Source organism: Aliiruegeria sabulilitoris (assembly GCF_001558155.1).
GTDB lineage: Bacteria > Pseudomonadota > Alphaproteobacteria > Rhodobacterales > Rhodobacteraceae > Tropicimonas > Tropicimonas sabulilitoris.
In genome coordinates this window covers 54,211-69,237 of record NZ_LOAS01000022.1, presented here as the reverse complement: position 1 = coordinate 69,237, position 15,027 = coordinate 54,211, and the positions used below count along the sequence as shown (strand labels likewise).

Annotated in this window: 15 protein-coding genes; 9 read left to right on the top strand and 6 right to left on the bottom strand. The window is 63.3% G+C overall.

The window, feature by feature from the left end; translation table 11 throughout:
* Nucleotides 1-95 precede the first annotated feature (95 nt).
* Together AX756_RS17545 and AX756_RS17540 are read left to right on the top strand one after the other, a co-directional pair.
* Nucleotides 96-2,732: a TRAP transporter permease gene (locus AX756_RS17545; protein WP_068314776.1), complete on the top strand. Its 2,637-nt coding sequence runs from the start codon at nucleotides 96-98 to the stop codon at nucleotides 2,730-2,732.
* A gap of 11 nt (nucleotides 2,733-2,743) precedes the next feature.
* Entirely contained in the window at nucleotides 2,744-3,172 is a 429-nt protein-coding gene (locus tag AX756_RS17540) for a universal stress protein (protein WP_068314634.1), read from the top strand.
* 129 nt (nucleotides 3,173-3,301) lie between these two features.
* On the opposite strand, the gene AX756_RS17535 is transcribed toward AX756_RS17540, so the two are convergent.
* Genes AX756_RS17535 through AX756_RS17525 form a run of 3 tightly spaced genes read right to left on the bottom strand, consistent with a single transcriptional unit; the run spans nucleotide 3,302 to nucleotide 7,637 of the window.
* Nucleotides 3,302-4,534 (bottom strand): efflux RND transporter periplasmic adaptor subunit, encoded by a 1,233-nt coding sequence (locus tag AX756_RS17535; protein WP_068314631.1) that lies wholly within the window; start codon nucleotides 4,532-4,534, stop codon nucleotides 3,302-3,304.
* 5 nt (nucleotides 4,535-4,539) lie between these two features.
* Nucleotides 4,540-6,915 (bottom strand): ABC transporter permease, encoded by a 2,376-nt coding sequence (locus tag AX756_RS17530; RefSeq protein WP_068314628.1) that lies wholly within the window; start codon nucleotides 6,913-6,915, stop codon nucleotides 4,540-4,542.
* Nucleotides 6,909-7,637 (bottom strand): ABC transporter ATP-binding protein, encoded by a 729-nt coding sequence (locus AX756_RS17525; protein WP_068314625.1) that lies wholly within the window; start codon nucleotides 7,635-7,637, stop codon nucleotides 6,909-6,911. Before AX756_RS17525 ends, AX756_RS17530 begins: the two co-directional genes overlap by 7 nt.
* On the opposite strand from AX756_RS17525, the gene AX756_RS25710 reads away from it, so the two are divergent.
* Nucleotides 7,636-8,106 (top strand): hypothetical protein, encoded by a 471-nt coding sequence (locus tag AX756_RS25710; RefSeq protein WP_156461548.1) that lies wholly within the window; start codon nucleotides 7,636-7,638, stop codon nucleotides 8,104-8,106. The genes AX756_RS17525 and AX756_RS25710 overlap by 2 nt on opposite strands.
* Before the next feature lie 17 nt (nucleotides 8,107-8,123).
* Here the strand turns inward: AX756_RS25710 and AX756_RS17515 are convergent, their stop codons facing one another.
* Nucleotides 8,124-8,651 carry a papain-like cysteine protease family protein gene (locus AX756_RS17515; RefSeq protein ID WP_163886850.1) on the bottom strand — a complete coding sequence of 176 codons (528 nt, stop codon included), beginning with the start codon at nucleotides 8,649-8,651 and terminating at the stop codon, nucleotides 8,124-8,126.
* A gap of 360 nt (nucleotides 8,652-9,011) precedes the next feature.
* Between AX756_RS17515 and AX756_RS17510 the strand changes: the two genes are divergently transcribed.
* Nucleotides 9,012-9,644 (top strand): ATP-dependent Clp protease proteolytic subunit, encoded by a 633-nt coding sequence (locus AX756_RS17510; protein WP_068314612.1) that lies wholly within the window; start codon nucleotides 9,012-9,014, stop codon nucleotides 9,642-9,644.
* A gap of 169 nt (nucleotides 9,645-9,813) precedes the next feature.
* On the top strand, nucleotides 9,814-11,073 hold the full coding sequence (gene clpX / locus AX756_RS17505) for an ATP-dependent Clp protease ATP-binding subunit ClpX (protein ID WP_068314609.1): 1,260 nt from the start codon (nucleotides 9,814-9,816) through the stop codon (nucleotides 11,071-11,073).
* A gap of 222 nt (nucleotides 11,074-11,295) precedes the next feature.
* On the opposite strand, the gene AX756_RS17500 is transcribed toward clpX, so the two are convergent.
* Nucleotides 11,296-12,483 carry an OmpP1/FadL family transporter gene (locus AX756_RS17500; protein WP_068314607.1) on the bottom strand — a complete coding sequence of 396 codons (1,188 nt, stop codon included), beginning with the start codon at nucleotides 12,481-12,483 and terminating at the stop codon, nucleotides 11,296-11,298.
* Between the two features lie 156 nt (nucleotides 12,484-12,639).
* Here AX756_RS17500 and AX756_RS17495 point away from each other — a divergent pair, with 156 nt between their 5' ends.
* The 4 genes from AX756_RS17495 to AX756_RS17480 all read left to right on the top strand — a co-directional run bounded on the left by AX756_RS17495 (nucleotide 12,640) and on the right by AX756_RS17480 (nucleotide 14,366).
* Nucleotides 12,640-13,035 carry a RidA family protein gene (locus AX756_RS17495; protein WP_068314605.1) on the top strand — a complete coding sequence of 132 codons (396 nt, stop codon included), beginning with the start codon at nucleotides 12,640-12,642 and terminating at the stop codon, nucleotides 13,033-13,035.
* Between the two features lie 78 nt (nucleotides 13,036-13,113).
* The gene (locus AX756_RS17490; RefSeq protein WP_068314602.1) at nucleotides 13,114-13,500 is read left to right on the top strand and encodes an NADH:ubiquinone oxidoreductase subunit NDUFA12; all 387 of its coding nucleotides are present in this window, start codon (nucleotides 13,114-13,116) and stop codon (nucleotides 13,498-13,500) included.
* A gap of 60 nt (nucleotides 13,501-13,560) precedes the next feature.
* A complete protein-coding gene (gene mlaD / locus AX756_RS17485; protein ID WP_068314601.1) occupies nucleotides 13,561-14,013 on the top strand; it encodes an outer membrane lipid asymmetry maintenance protein MlaD in 453 nt (150 codons plus the stop codon).
* Nucleotides 14,013-14,366: a DUF2155 domain-containing protein gene (locus tag AX756_RS17480; RefSeq protein ID WP_068314599.1), complete on the top strand. Its 354-nt coding sequence runs from the start codon at nucleotides 14,013-14,015 to the stop codon at nucleotides 14,364-14,366. Before mlaD ends, AX756_RS17480 begins: the two co-directional genes overlap by 1 nt.
* Here AX756_RS17480 and aat read toward each other — a convergent pair.
* On the bottom strand, nucleotides 14,330-14,968 hold the full coding sequence (aat, locus tag AX756_RS17475) for a leucyl/phenylalanyl-tRNA--protein transferase (protein ID WP_082739167.1): 639 nt from the start codon (nucleotides 14,966-14,968) through the stop codon (nucleotides 14,330-14,332). The genes AX756_RS17480 and aat overlap by 37 nt on opposite strands.
* Between the last annotated feature and the right edge of the window lie 59 nt (nucleotides 14,969-15,027).

Here is a 15,027-nt window from a genome sequence, read left to right as displayed (position 1 = left end):
AACCGGGGCAAGGCCCTGAAAGATCTCCGAACCCGGCGTGATCGCCGCAAGGGCACAACGCCCGTGACACACAAATCTCGCGAACGGGGATGCACATGACCGACAAGGACACTCATCAAAGCGCCGCGCATGACGCCGCCTATGATATCGTCGCCGAAGCCGATACCGGTGCGCGCGACCCGGGAGGCTGGCAGGCGCGCCTGTTCCTCGGCATCTGCATCACCTGGTCGGTCTTCCAGCTCTATATCGCCTCGCGCGTGCCGGGCATGCTGGCCCAATATACCGGCATGTCCTTCTTTGCCCTGCTGGTCACGCAGGCCCGTTTCATCCACCTGGCCTTCGCGCTGACGCTGGCGACGCTCGCCTTCCCGCTTCGCAAGGCCGACCATGACCGCATCCCCTGGTATGACTGGCTGCTCGTCGCCCTGGGCCTGACCGCCACGCTCTATCTCGTGGTCTTCCGGCTGGACATCGCCGACCGCCCCGGATTGTGGAGCCCGACCGACATCGTCATCTCCGCCATGGGCGTGATCGTGCTGATGATCGCTGTCTACCGCTCGCTCGGCATGCCGCTGGTGGTCATCGCCTCGGTCTTTGTCGCCTTCACCTTCTTCGGGGGATATTCCCAATGGGTGCGCGAGCTGACCAATTACGGCGGCTCCTCGGTGTCCAAGGCACTCGGCCACTACTGGATGCAGACCGAAGGCGTCTTCGGCGTGGCGCTCGGCGTTTCAACGACGATGATCTTCCTCTTCGTGCTCTTCGGCGCGGTGCTCGACCGTGCCGGCGGGGGCAACTGGTTCATCAAGGTCGCGATCGCGCTTCTGGGCGCGCTGCGCGGTGGCCCGGCCAAGGCCGCGGTGCTCTCCTCGATGATGACGGGCCTGATTTCCGGCTCCTCCATCGCCAACACGGTGACCACCGGCACCTTCACCATTCCGCTGATGAAGCGCATCGGCTTTCCGGCCAACAAGGCGGGCGCCGTCGAGGTGGCCTCCTCGGTCAACGGTCAGATCACGCCGCCCGTCATGGGGGCCGCTGCCTTCCTGATGGTCGAGTATGTGAACATTCCCTACATCGACGTGGTCAAGCACGCGTTTCTGCCGGCGATAATCTCCTATATCGCGCTGCTCTATATCGTGCACCTGGAGAGCCTGAAGCTCGGGTTGCAGGGGCTTGAGAAACAGGGCCGCAAGCTCGGCGTTCTGCTTATCGCGCTGCTGTTCCTTACCGGCTTTCTCGGCCTCGGCGTCATCACCTATGCGGTGATCCTGCTGCGCTCGCTGCTCGACCCGGTGATGGCCGGCACATCGCTCTACCTCTCGGTCGGCATTCTCGGCGTCGCCTATCTGGCGCTGGTCTATGTCGCGGCGAAATACCCCGATATCGAGGTGGACGACCCCGAAAAGGCGCCGGTGGCCCCGCGGCTCACACCGACGATGATCGGCGGCTCGTACTACGCCCTGCCGATCTTCGTGCTGGTCTGGAACCTGATGGTCGACACCGCCACGCTCGACCGGCTGTCGCCGGCGCTCTCGGCCTTCTGGGCGACAATCGCGATGATTTTCATCGCCGTCACCCACCGCCCGCTCAAGGCGTTCTTCCGGGGCGAGGCGATCAGCAACGAGGTGATCGAAGGGTTCGGCGATTTCGTCCAGGGCCTGATTGCCGGTGCCCGCAACATGACCTCGATCGGTGTTGCCACCGGTGCTGTCGGCATCATCGTTGGCACCATCTCGCTGACCGGCGCCCACCAGGTGATCGGCCAGGTGATCGAAGTGATCTCGGGCGGGAACCTGATGATCCTGCTGATCCTCGTGGCCGTCCTGTCGCTGATTCTCGGCATGGGCCTTCCGACCACGGCCAATTACATCGTGGTCAGCCAGCTCATGGTGCCGGTGATCCTGACGGTTGGGGCCCAGTCCGGCCTCGTGGTGGAACTGATCGCGGTGCACCTCTTCGTGTTCTATTTCGGGATCATGGCGGATGTGACACCACCGGTTGGGCTTGCCAGTTTCGCGGCGGCGGCCATCTCGCGCGGCGATCCGCTGGGCACGGGCCTCACGGCGTTCTTCTATTCGATCCGGACGGCGCTTCTGCCCTTCCTTTTCATCTTCAATACCGACCTGCTGCTGATCAATGTCGGGCCGCTCAAGGCGGTTATGGTCTTCTGCGTCAGCCTTTTGGCGATGCTGCTCTTTGCTGCCGCTACACAGGGCTATTTCTTTGCCAAGTCGCGTGTCTGGGAGAGTGTGGTGCTGCTTTTCATCGCCTTCATGCTGTTCCGACCCGGCTACTTCCTTGATCAGGTCACGGAGAAATACTCCCACCTCACCGGCGAGGCCGCGGTCACGGCCATGGCCGAACAGGAGGATGGCGCGTTTATACGCCTCGTCGTGGCGGGGCCGGATTACGACACGAGCGACCCGCGAAGTTCCACCATCGTCATTCCAGCGGTCCTTGGTGACACGGATGCAGCCTTGCAAGCCCAGGGGCTGGCAATCTTGCCGGAAGGCGATCAATTGGTGCTTGAAGAGCCTTTCTTTGGTACACCTTTCTTCGAGGAGCTGGCGAACCAGTATGATTTCTACGGCGATACGCCGGTCGTGATCAGCGAAGTCCAGATCGAGAACGATCGGATGCCCAAGGAGATCTTCTTCTTTCCCGCTCTGCTGCTGCTGGCCGGGATTGTCCTGATCCAGCGCCCGCGGGCCGTTCAACCCGCGTTCTGAGGAGCCAACAGATGTATAAATCCATCCTCGTGGCCATCGACCTCAATGATGGTCCAATGGCACATCGGGTTGCGGAGGCGGCCTTCCGACTCACCCGCGCCTATGATGCCGGGCTGCATATCATCAATGTCATCCCCGATTTCGGCATGTCCGTTGTCGGCTCGTTCTTCTCGGCGGAGCAGTCCCGGAAAATGGTCGAGGACGAGAAACGCCGCTTTGAGGAGTGGGCCGCCAAGGAAGTGCCGGATGAGATCCGCTACGACCTGACTGTCGTGAAGGGGCATATCTATGACAATATCCTCAAGACGGCGAACCGGATCGGGGCCGACATGATCGTGCTCGGCTCGCACAAGCCGGAGTTCGAGGATTACCTTCTGGGCCCGAACGCGGCCCGGGTTGTCCGCCACGCGAAGCAATCCGTCTTCGTGGTGCGTAGCTGAACGGCGCGGCGGGAGTCAGCTCCCACCGCCGCCGGCAAGCAAGGTAGACTTGTAGGAAACCGGAAAGCTCATCAGTGCCCTGGCCATCAGCCGGGCCGCGAGCTCGGTGGCGATGGCGTAGAGGCGTTCTCAGGATTCCATTCGACGGGCCACCTTGGTGCCCGCGCTCAGTCCCGGTGCCGGGTAGAGGATGATCGTCTCGCCCTGCTCCAGTCCCGACTTGATCGAACTTTGCAGCCCGTTGGACCGCTCGACCTCGACCGGGCGCATCTCCGCGACACCGTTCTGGACCACGAACACGGCATGTCCACCATTCGCGCGAAAAACTGCGCTGGCGGGCGCGATGATGGCGTCTTCCTTTTCCCAGACGACGATCCGCGCCTCCACCCGGTAGCCATGCCCGAGGGCGGCGCGCGTCTCGGGCGGATCGGTGAAGCGGATACGGGCATTCACCCGCTGCTCCTCCACGCCGAGCGCGGAATATTTGGTGAAGCCCCACGGATCCACCCGAACCACTTTCCCCGCGAGCGGTTCCGCGCCGCCCCATTTGTCGATGATCACCCGGTCGCCTATATCGACTTGCACCGCATCGGTGGAGAGCAGTTCGACCACCACCTCCAGGTCGTCCTCGATATTGCCGATCTCCATGATCGGCGTGCCGACGGGCAGGGTTGTCTCGCTCTTCTGCATCACCTGCAGGATGCGGCCCGACGCCGGGGCGAAGAGCGGCGTGGCGCTCTCGCGGGTGATCTGGAGCGCGGCGGCGAGCCCATGATCGTCGAAACCGATGAGTTGGGCGCGGGCGGTGTCCACCTCGGCCTCGCGCATGGAAATGGCGGCCTCGGCGGTGTCGAGCGTGGCCTGTGCCGCGCGGGCGACAGATTGCGCGCGTTCCAGCGAGGCTTGTGACAGCGTGCCGCTCGTCGTCAGCCGTTCGGCGCGCGCGAGGTCCGATTGCGCAAGGTCGTTATCGGCGATGGCCTTGTTCAGATCGGCGCGGGCCACCCGCAGCGTGGCCTCCGCCGCCGTCACCGCCGCACGCGCCTGTTCACGGGTGCGGATGTCGAGCGCGGAGGGGTTGATCGGCAGCATCTGCGCCACCACGGTCGTGCCGCGCGCGACCGTATCGCCCGGCTCGACCTCGACCCGCATCAGGCGACCGGCGACCGGGGTGGAGACGACATAGGGCTCATGGACGCGGGTGCGGGCCTCTTCGTCGATGGTCACCATCATCGGGCCGCGCGTGACCGTGGCCATGTCCACAAGCACCGGCTGCGGACGAAACGCCCATGCCAGCGCGCCGGCGAGCGCGGCGAGGATTGCGAAGGTGATCAGCCTGCGGGATGTTTTCTTCGACGCCATATCCCTTACTCCCGTGTCTTCAGTGCCGAGACCAGCTCGATCCTGTCAAGGTCCCGCTTCACCAGCCAACCCGACAGCGCCGCCGAGACCAGCACCGCCAGCGCGGCGGTTCCCACCGTGTGGGCATCGAACATCAGCGGGATCGAATAGACCTCGGTCGAGAAGGCGGCAGAAACCAGCGCCGCCATGCCATAGCCCATGAGCGCGCCCAGCGGCAGCGCGGTGAGCGTGATCAAGCCCAGCTCACCCAACAGCACGAAGGCGGCTTCGGCGCGCGAAAACCCGATCACCCGCAGGCTGGCCAGGTCCCGCGCGCGTTCGGCATAGGCGATGCGGGCAGAATTGTAGACAATGCCGAAGGTGACGATGCCGGCAATGCCGAGCATGATGAAGCGCATCGCGCCCATGCCGCTATCCATGATCGACTGGATCGAATTGCGCATATCCTGTTTCAGCCCGATCCCGGCAACGCCGGGCATGTCGCGCACGGCGCGGAAAACCGACTCCGCGGCGTCCTCGTCGATCCGGAGATAGGCACCGGAGACCCGCCCGGGCTCGTTCAGGGCGCCGTTCAACGCGTCGATATGCATGTAGGCGGGCGAGCCGAGCAGGGAGTCGGCCACGGCCACGACGGGCAGGTAGAGCACCGGGCGGCGGCCTTCGCGGATCTCGGCGGTGATCGTGTCGCCGGGGCTTGCGTCGAGCACGCGCGCCAGCGTGGTGGAGAGGACGATCCCTTGCTCGGGCAGGGGCAGTGGGCGCTGCTTGTTGTCCATCGCGCGGGCCAGTCGCGGTTCGGAAAGCTGCCCGTTGATAGCGCCGCGATGGTCGTGGAAATCGTGCCGGAGCAGAACGGAGACGTAGCGGACCGGCTCGACCTCCTCGACACCGGGCAGGCGGGCGAGCTCGTAGATCACCTTGTCGGACATGGCATGGGTGAAGGTGATCTGGGCGTCGGAGCGGTCGAGCACGGAGAAGGACAGCTCGATCGTCTGGTTGAAGCCGACCTGCACGCCGATCATGCCCACGGAGAGCGCCATGCCGGTGGCGATGCCGATGGCCGCGCCGAACATGCGCCCCGGCTGGCGCTGGAGCCGGCGCAGCACCATGCGGCCGGGCTGGTCCAGCAGGCGGCGGGAGAGGCCGGCGGCGTGGCCCGTGCGGCTGTAATCGGCCGGCGCCGGCGGGCGCATGGCCACGGCCGGGCTGAGGCGGAACACACCGCGCAGCACGCCGAAGCCGCCCGCGCAGGCCGAGATGATGGAGATGGCGAGGCCAAGCACGAAGCTGCGCGGTTCCAACTCGAAAACGAGGAAGGGGAATTTGTAGTATTCCTGGTAGACACCCGCCATCGCGCGGCCGGAGACGATACCGAGGCCGGAGCCGAAGATCGCGCCGCCGATGGCGATGACCAGCATCAGCTTGAGATAATGGGCCGAGACCTCCCAATCGGTATAGCCGAAGGCCTTGAGCAGTCCGATCTCCTCGCGCTCGGCCTGCACGATGCGGTTGATGACGATATAGAGCAGGAAAGCGGAGACGCCGAGAAAGATGGGTGGCACCGAGACCGAGGTAGAACGGGCGCCGTTGATCTCCTCGCTGATGAAAAAATTGGACTGCTGGTCGGCCAGCCCATAGGCGCCAAGCCCTCCCAGCGGGTCGAGCACATGGTCCACCGCGTCTAGCACCGCCGCCTCGGAGGCGCCGCGCTCCAGCGCGACCAGTGCCTCGTTAAAGGCGCCTTGCATGTCATAGGCGGCGGCGAGCGTGTCCTGGCTCATCCAGAGCACGGCAAAGCGGGCATCGTCGGGGATAAGCTCGCCCGGGGCGGTAGTATAGAGAAACTCCGGGCTCTGGGCGAGGCCGGTGACGTGGAAGTTGCGCCGTGCGCCATTCATCGTGGCCGAGAGCCGTGCGCCGGGCCTGAGCTCGCGGGCATCGGCGAAGCCCTTGAGCAGCAGCACCTCGTCGGCGCGGTCGGGATTGGGCATTCGCCCCTCGGCGAGGAAGATATCGTTGAGCCACGCGGGGCCGTGCTCGGGCAGCGAGACAGCCTGTGCCCGGATCGGGATCAGCTCCTCCGCGATCTCCACCAGCGCCATGCCCGTCACCCGGCTTTCGACGGCAGAGACCCCGGGAAGTTCGGCCAGCCGCTCCAACGTGCGTTCCGGCGCGCGCTCCACGGGGGCGAAGATATCGGCCAGCCGGTAGCGGTCGTAATAGGCGGTGCGCGTTTCCTCCAGCGTGTTCACGATGCCGGTCATCATCACCAGCGTCATCACGCCGAGCGCGATGACGACGGCAATGGCGCTGGCCTGACCCTTGATGCGCCAGAGGTCGCGGAGGAGTTTTCGATCGAGCGGGGAGAGAAGGCTCACCATTCGATCTGCTCCGGTGCGAGGCGGCTGGCGTTGGGCACGACGTCGCGGATGGCGCCGTCGGCGAAATGGATGACGCGATGGGCCATGGCGGCGGTTGCGGCGGCATGGGTGACCATGAGCACGGTGGTGCCGAGCGCGGCGTTGACATCGGCCAGCACCTTGAGCACCGCGCGACCAGTGGTGGAATCCAGAGCGCCGGTGGGCTCGTCGCAGAACAGCACGTCGGGCTGCTTGGCGATGGCGCGGGCGATGGCAACACGCTGCTGCTCGCCGCCCGAAAGCTGGGCGGGGAAGTGGTGCCGCCGCTCGCCGAGGCCCACGAGGTCGAGCGCCTTGCCCGGATCCATCGGGTTATGGGCGATCTCGGTGACCAGCTCCACGTTCTCCTCCGCCGTGAGCGACGGCATGAGGTTGTAGAACTGGAAGACGAAGCCGACATGGTCGCGCCGATAGAGGGTCAGCTCCTTGTCGGCCATGGCGGTCAGCTCGTGATCCGTGAAATAGGCATCGCCGCTGGTGGCCCGGTCCAGCCCGCCGAGAATGTTCAGAAGCGTGGATTTGCCCGAACCGGAGGGGCCGAGCAGCACGACCAACTCGCCCGAGGGTACTTCCAGATCGACCCCGCGAAGCGCATGCACGGCGGCCTTGCCTGTCCCATAGGTCTTGGTCAGGCCTGCGGTGCGAAAGGCGGGCAGCGCTTTGGTGTCGGACGGTTTCGGCATGACCGGACCTCCCTTTTCAAGAGGTATGGGCTTGCTGGGCTTCTGGCAAGGCCGCTGCAGGGCAGGGCGGGACGTTTACGTCAACGCTGCGGCCTTTCCCGAACCGGCAGCCCGTTTTCTCGGTCGTCGGTGGCACCGTCGCGGCCTTTTCTGTCTCCTCTGGCGGATTTGTGTTACCTTGCGTCAATCGTTGTCGGATTTTTCAAACAAATGGTGGATTGCAATGCTCCTTGCCCTCGTTGACAAAGATAGTTTCGATTATTGTGAAGCCACCCATGACGTGATCGTGGAACGCCGGAGCGACTGCGTTCCGCTTATCGGGGACCTGATCAAGGACGGCCACAGCCTGAGCGGGTTCAACCTGTATCGCGTCGAAGGTCGGGTGTTCCGTTCCAAGCCGGTCAAGAATGGTGAAAAGAAAGATTTTTCCCGCGTGTACCTGCTCGTTTCCAAGGTCTCCGAACACTGACCCTTGAAGCGCGGAGGTTACTCGAAATACTGCAGCGGGAACCACTGGAACGTGTGCGCTAGGCCTGTCGCGGATTTGCCATCGCCTTGCAGAATCCACTCGGTGGTGGCGCGTCGCATGTCCATCGCTTCGGTCGGGTTATGGTCGTACCAGGGATCGTAATATTCCACCCAATCATCCGACACGCCGGTAATGACGTAAACATGGTTGGTATTCTCGAACCACCGGCCCGTTGCCCAGACCGGGCTGTGGCGGACAAGCTCGCGCAGGTTGTGGACCGTGACCGGCTGGCCGTATCCGCGCACTTTCAGGCCGAGCGCCATGCCCGCGGCCTTGTTGTCCTTCAACTTGAGGCCGGTGGTCTTGGCGCTTTTCACATCGATCCCCGCGCTTTCGAGGGTGTTCCAGACATGGTCGCGGATGAGTTTCTCCTCCATGCCGCGCCAGCGAAACAACATCGTGTAGCCGGCAAACCAGCACATGCTGGCAATGGACTGAGGCTCTCCGCGCAATTTCGGATTCGGACAACGGGAATAATCGCTCATGGCATGTCTCCCAGTGTTGGCACCGCGGCCTCCCGACCCGCGGTGGCTGGTGAAAAGCTTACTCCAAAATGAAGGAAATGGGCAGTGTAGAAGCTCGCAGCCTCCCGGATGGGCCCGCGGGACTTTCTGTCCGCCTTCGGTAAGGGTTGGGGCGCGCACCGGCCCGAAACGTCGAGCCATATTGTTGAGAAACCTTTCGGAAAGACCCGGGCAGGCATAGTGCGACTCGCTCGAACTCGAGAAGATGTCGCGCCCCGTTACGGCCTGCCCTTGCAACCCCCGGGGCTCGACACTACGACTCTAGGACGAATTTACAGCGGCGTGCGTGCGAGCGGGCGCCCCCCACCCGAGGCAGACAAGATGCAAGACCCCCGTGAGACCTATATGAACCTCGTCCCGATGGTCGTCGAGCAGACCAGCCGCGGCGAGCGTGCTTATGACATTTTCTCCCGCCTGCTCAAGGAACGGATCATTTTCGTCAACGGCCCCGTCCATGACGGCATGAGCCAATTGATCGTGGCCCAGTTGCTGCACCTTGAGGCGGAGAACCCGTCCAAGGAAATTTCCATGTACATCAACAGCCCCGGCGGCGTGGTGACCTCCGGCCTGTCGATCTATGACACGATGCAGTATATCCGCCCGAAAGTATCGACCCTCGTGGTCGGGCAGGCGGCCTCTATGGGCTCTGTGCTGTCGGTGGGTGGCGAGAAGGGCATGCGGTTCGCGCTGCCCAACAGCCGCATCATGGTGCACCAGCCTTCCGGCGGCTACCAGGGGCAGGCGACGGATATCATGATCCACGCCGCCGAGACGCAGAAGATCAAGGACACGATCAACGCGATTTACGTCAAGCATACGGGCCAGACCCTCAAGAAGGTTCAGGATGCGCTGGAGCGGGACAATTTCATGTCGCCGCAGGAAGCCAAGGATTGGGGCCATATCGACGAGATCGTCGAAAGCCGCAAAACGACCGACGACAAAGCGTCCAGCTAACGAGTGTGTGAACAGGCGGTGGGCCGTGAGCTTCGGCCCGCCTGCATTTCGGCATTGTGCCCCGGAATGGGGTGCCATAATCTTGCTTGGACGGGACGGTCGCAGAGCGCCCCGAAAGCGGACCGGTTTTCCGGTAAGGACAAAGGGCGCAAGGCCCTAGAGGAATGGCATGGCGAATACATCCGGTGGCGACAGCAAGAACACGCTCTACTGCTCTTTCTGCGGAAAGAGTCAGCACGAAGTGCGCAAGCTGATCGCGGGTCCGACGGTCTTCATCTGCGATGAGTGTGTCGAGCTCTGCATGGACATCATCCGAGAGGAAACGAAGTCCTCCGGCCTTAAGGCGACCGACGGCGTGCCCACGCCGAAGGACATCTGCGAGGTTCTGGACGACTACGTCATAGGCCAGCAGCGCGCCAAGCGCGTGCTGTCGGTGGCGGTTCACAACCATTACAAGCGGTTGAACCAGGCGTCCAAGAGTGCGGAGATCGAGCTTCAGAAATCGAATATCCTGCTGATCGGTCCGACGGGCTGCGGCAAAACCTATCTCGCGCAGACGCTGGCGCGCATTCTCGACGTACCCTTCACGATGGCCGATGCCACCACGCTGACCGAGGCCGGTTACGTGGGCGAGGACGTGGAGAACATCATTCTCAAGCTGCTGCAGGCCTCCGAGTACAACGTGGAGCGGGCACAGCGCGGCATCGTCTATATCGACGAGGTCGACAAGATTACCCGCAAGTCGGACAACCCCTCGATCACCCGCGACGTTTCGGGCGAGGGCGTTCAACAGGCTCTGTTGAAGATCATGGAAGGCACCGTGGCCTCCGTGCCGCCGCAGGGCGGGCGCAAGCATCCGCAGCAGGAATTCCTGCAGGTGGACACCACCAACATCCTGTTCATCTGCGGCGGCGCTTTTGCGGGCCTCGACAAGATCATTGCCCAGCGGGGCAAGGGGTCGGCCATCGGCTTCGGGGCCGATGTGAAAGACGACAGCAAGCAGGATGCGGGCGAGCTCTTCAAGGCGCTCGAGCCGGAGGACCTGCTGAAATTCGGGTTGATCCCGGAATTCGTCGGGCGTCTGCCGGTCATTGCGACGCTAGAAAATCTCGACGAGGACGCTCTGGTCACCATCCTGACCAAGCCGAAAAACGCCATCGTCAAGCAATACCAGCGCCTGTTCGAGCTGGAAGATGCCGAGCTGGCCTTTACCGACGATGCTCTGCAGGCCATTGCCCGCCGCGCCATCGATCGCAAGACCGGCGCGCGCGGATTGCGCTCCATCATGGAAGACATCCTGCTCGATACGATGTTCGACTTGCCCGGGCTCGAAGGTGTGGAAGAGGTGGTCGTCAACGAGGAGGCCGTGACCTCCGACGCGCAGCCGCTTCTGATCTATTCCGAGAACCGGGACGCGACAGCCGGCTGAACCGGGAGCCGCAACGGCGTCTCCGAACCGGCAGTCATGTCATCCACGAACAGAAGCCCCGTCACGCAAATGACGGGGCCTTTCTTTTGTTGACGATGGCGTGTCGGTGCTCGTCTGGGACGTCTGCCTGCCTGCAATCTCCAAATGTCCGTCCAGTGGAGGCACGGAGTTGAAGCCCCTGATCTTGGTGCTATCCCTTCAGGACACCAACTCGGGACGCGATCAGAACTTATAGCCGACGCGCAGGCCGAGGCTCAGGATGTCGTTCTCTTCGAAATTGGCCCGCGCCGTTCCGGCGGGTAGGGTTTCGACGCGGCCATCGCCCAGCCGGGTATACCGGGCCCCAAGGGAGAGGTTGAAATTCTCCCAATCCCGCCGCACCGCTACTCCAGCGCCCCAGAAGCCGACGGAGGGGAAGAGCGGCGCAACGACGCCGTCCTCTCTTGGTTCGTAAAAGATCTCGGCGGAGCCGGACCATTTCTCCGAGAAACGGCGCGCCAGACCGACCGTGTAGGTGACCGTGTCGTCCAGCTCTACCAGGCCGACACCGCCACCGCCTTCCTCCATCGGGTGAACGAAGCCGACCGGGTCGATTCGGAAGGCGCTCCATTCGGCCCAGCGAACCGAGCCATAGAGCAGCGTGTCGGGGGCAATACCTGTTTGCAGGTCCAGATTGACCGAGCGCGGTGTCTTCACCTCCGTCACCGAACGGCCATCAAGGGCGGGCGAGGGATTGCCGCTCTCCTCCGTGTCCATCTTGTGGGTGATCTCGGAATTGTAAGTAAGCGTGGCCCGAAAGGCGATTTCGGGGATTTCATAACTGGCGCCAAGCACATAGCCCCAGGCGCTGTCCTTGCCGAGCGAGACTTCGTAGCCATTCGCCGAGGGCAACCCCATCACCTTGGGGGGGCCATAGGCCCAGCCGCTCAGGCGGATGTCGCCCTCGATTTCCTGGTATCTGAGACCGCCATGCACGCTCCAGTTCTCGTCGATCTTGTAGCGCAGAAGCGCCGTCAGGGAGGAGGTCTCTGCCCAGGCCAGCGTGCCGCCCAACTCGGTGGCCAGCCCACTGCCGGGATAGAGGAGGTCCGAGCCATAGGGCTGTTCGGCAATGAAGGCAGCACTCAGCTTGTCGTTGATCTGAAACTTGAGCGCGCCACCGATGCCGTCAAACATGTCGGCAACGTTGGCATAGGACCCACCGGGCGCCAAGAACCCGGCAATGCCGGCGCCCGTGCCGGTGACATCGGGATAGGCCCGGAAGAGATCCACCTGCAAATAACCGCCGCTGGCGCCGCCGTTTTCGAAAAGGATCCCGATGGATTGGCCGGTCCTGTCCAGCCCACCGGCAATTGCGGTTCCACAGCTCGCCACAAGGCAGAACCCGGCGCAGGTCAGGCGTTCATACATCTCGACTCTCGTACTGGATAAGTTGATCTTCCGGGTAAACCGACAGGGTTTAAGAAAGGTTAACCATTCGTATCAGGCGGGATCGCTTGGTCACGAGCCGCGCTTTTACGCGAGCGCCGTCCCGGTTTCGGCACGGAATACGCAGGAGATTGGAAGATGTCACGAAAGCTCATCAGCTCAGGCTCGCCCTTCGAGGAACAGATCGGCTATTCGCGCGCCGTCCTTTGCGATGGCTGGGCCTTCGTGGCGGGCACCACCGGGTATGACTACGCGACGATGGTCATGCCGGCGGATGTCGAGACGCAATGCGCGAACGCGCTGGCCACGATCGAGGCGGCGTTGCGCGATGCCGGGTGTGGCCTCGATGACGTGGTGCGGGTGCGCTACATCCTGCCCGACAAGGAGGATTGGCCGGCCTGCTGGCCCGTCACGCGCAAGGCCTTCGCAAAAGCCCGCCCTGCCGCGACGATGATCGTCGCCGGGCTCCAGGAGCCGGAAATGAAGATCGAGATCGAGGTGACGGCGCGTGTCCCCAAAGATACGGCGGATTGAGCCGCTGCGCTCCCCTGTCTCTGGACCTTGGCGGGGAGTTGGTCCATACGGGAAGGCAACACGTATCCGGAGGCATTCATGGGCATCCTGAATTCAGTTCTGCGGGCCATCACCTGGTGGGACGGTCAGACCTACGGCACCCAGTTCTTCACCTCTCGCCACGGCGAAAAGGTGGGCGAAGACGAGCAGGGCAACGTCTATTATCGAAACGAAGATGATTCCAAACGCTGGGTCATCTTCGACGGAGAGATCGAGGCGAGCCGCATTCCGCCCGACTGGCATGGCTGGCTGCACAAGACGTTCGACAAGCCGCCCTCGGAACGTCCGCTTGTGCACAAGGATTGGGAGAAGCCGCATATCGAGAATATGACGGCCTCGCCGGAGCTTTCCTACAAGCCCGCGGGTTCCCTGCGGCGAATCGATCCGGTAGAACAATCCGATTACGAGGCATGGCGCCCGGAGTAATCCCGGTCCAGATGCCGTGTCCGAGTGCCATTGCCCCGCGACTGCGGGACGGAGGAATGCATGTCTGAGAGCCCCGGAGAGATCATAGCAGGCGGCGCCACGCTGGCGGTGGCTGTCGGATTCCTGATTTATGCTGGCCAAGGAGCGGGCCTTTCGGCAGCCCCGGACGGCTATGACCTGACGGCCAGTTTTCGCTCTGTCGAGGGGATCTCGGTCGGCACGGATGTGCGCATGGCAGGGGTCAAGATCGGCAGTGTCACCGGGCTGGAGCTCAACCCGGAAACCTTCCGCGCCGATATGACCTTGAACGTCCGGGGCGCGCTCGATGTGCCCGAAGATACCTCTATCTCAATCTCCTCCGAGGGCCTTCTGGGCGGAAACTACGTTGAACTGGTGCCGGGGGGATCGCCCTTCAACCTGGAACCGGGAGACGAGATCGAGGACACGCAGGGCGCGCTGAGCCTTCTGGCGCTGCTCGCGAAATTCGTCTCTTCGTCGGGTGAGGAAGGCTGATGCGCTGGCTCGCCATCCTGCTCTTGTCCGCCATGCCTGCGCTGGCACAGCAGCAGGCCACGAGCGCGTCGGGTGGTACGATCCGGGTGCTGGACAAGATCACCGGCGAGACGACTGATATCACGGTTTCCCGGGGCGAAATGAAGCTCTTTGGCCGGTTGAAGATCGTGCTGGGCGATTGCCGTTTCCCGACGAACAACCCGAATTCGGACGCTTACGGCTGGCTGGAGATCCGCGATTCCTCGATGGAGCAGGCGGCGTTCTCCGGCTGGATGATCGCTTCCTCGCCGGCGCTCAGCGCCATGGAACACCCGCGCTACGACGTCTGGTTGCTGCGCTGCAACAATAACTGAGGGTTTGGCGGCGGTCCGGGCGACAGGAAATCCGCCCGCACCTGCAGCGCCTCCTTCAACCGCGCATGGTACTGCTTGCGCGTGATCTCGATCGCGCCGAGGCTGGCGAGGTGGTCGGTCAGGAACTGGGTGTCGAACAGGCGGAAGCCACCCTGGATCAGCCGGTCCATCAGGTAGGCCAGCGCGATTTTCGAGGCATCCCGGCGATGCGAGAACATCGACTCGCCGAAAAAGGCCCCGCCGAGCGTGACGCCGTAGACGCCGCCCACGAGGGTGTCACCTTCCCAGGTTTCAAGCGAATGGGCAAAGCCTGCGCGGTGCAGCTGGATATAGAGCGCGAAGATCTTCTCGTTGATCCAGGTTTCCGGCCTGTCGGCGCAACCGGTCAGAACACCTTCGAAATCCTTGTTTACGGCGATTTGGAAGGGCGCCTGCCGGATCCGGCGGCGCAGGGAGCGCGAGATGTGAAACCCGCCCAGAGGGAAAACGCCGCGTTCCTGCGGATCGACCCAGAAGAGCTCTTCGCTGTCGCGCCGCTCGGCCATGGGAAAGATCCCGGCCGCATAGGCCCTCAGGAGCAGTTGCGGGGTGATCTCGCTCAAGGCGCACTCCCGGAATTGTCGGGGGCGGCGCTGTCAGTTGCGCCGCGCCCGGAGATACA

Coding starts and splice junctions, on each gene's coding strand:
- clpX (WP_068314609.1), top strand. CDS start 9,814: ATGGCGAATACATCCGGTGGCGACAGCAAGAACACGCTCTACTGCTCT.
- AX756_RS17535 (WP_068314631.1), bottom strand. CDS start 4,534: ATGGCGTCGAAGAAAACATCCCGCAGGCTGATCACCTTCGCAATCCTC.
- AX756_RS17495 (WP_068314605.1), top strand. CDS start 12,640: ATGTCACGAAAGCTCATCAGCTCAGGCTCGCCCTTCGAGGAACAGATC.
- AX756_RS17510 (WP_068314612.1), top strand. CDS start 9,012: ATGCAAGACCCCCGTGAGACCTATATGAACCTCGTCCCGATGGTCGTC.
- AX756_RS17490 (WP_068314602.1), top strand. CDS start 13,114: ATGGGCATCCTGAATTCAGTTCTGCGGGCCATCACCTGGTGGGACGGT.
- AX756_RS17515 (WP_163886850.1), bottom strand. CDS start 8,651: ATGAGCGATTATTCCCGTTGTCCGAATCCGAAATTGCGCGGAGAGCCT.
- mlaD (WP_068314601.1), top strand. CDS start 13,561: ATGTCTGAGAGCCCCGGAGAGATCATAGCAGGCGGCGCCACGCTGGCG.
- AX756_RS17500 (WP_068314607.1), bottom strand. CDS start 12,483: ATGTATGAACGCCTGACCTGCGCCGGGTTCTGCCTTGTGGCGAGCTGT.
- AX756_RS17530 (WP_068314628.1), bottom strand. CDS start 6,915: ATGGTGAGCCTTCTCTCCCCGCTCGATCGAAAACTCCTCCGCGACCTC.
- AX756_RS17480 (WP_068314599.1), top strand. CDS start 14,013: ATGCGCTGGCTCGCCATCCTGCTCTTGTCCGCCATGCCTGCGCTGGCA.
- AX756_RS25710 (WP_156461548.1), top strand. CDS start 7,636: ATGACCGGACCTCCCTTTTCAAGAGGTATGGGCTTGCTGGGCTTCTGG.
- AX756_RS17540 (WP_068314634.1), top strand. CDS start 2,744: ATGTATAAATCCATCCTCGTGGCCATCGACCTCAATGATGGTCCAATG.
- AX756_RS17545 (WP_068314776.1), top strand. CDS start 96: ATGACCGACAAGGACACTCATCAAAGCGCCGCGCATGACGCCGCCTAT.
- AX756_RS17525 (WP_068314625.1), bottom strand. CDS start 7,637: ATGCCGAAACCGTCCGACACCAAAGCGCTGCCCGCCTTTCGCACCGCA.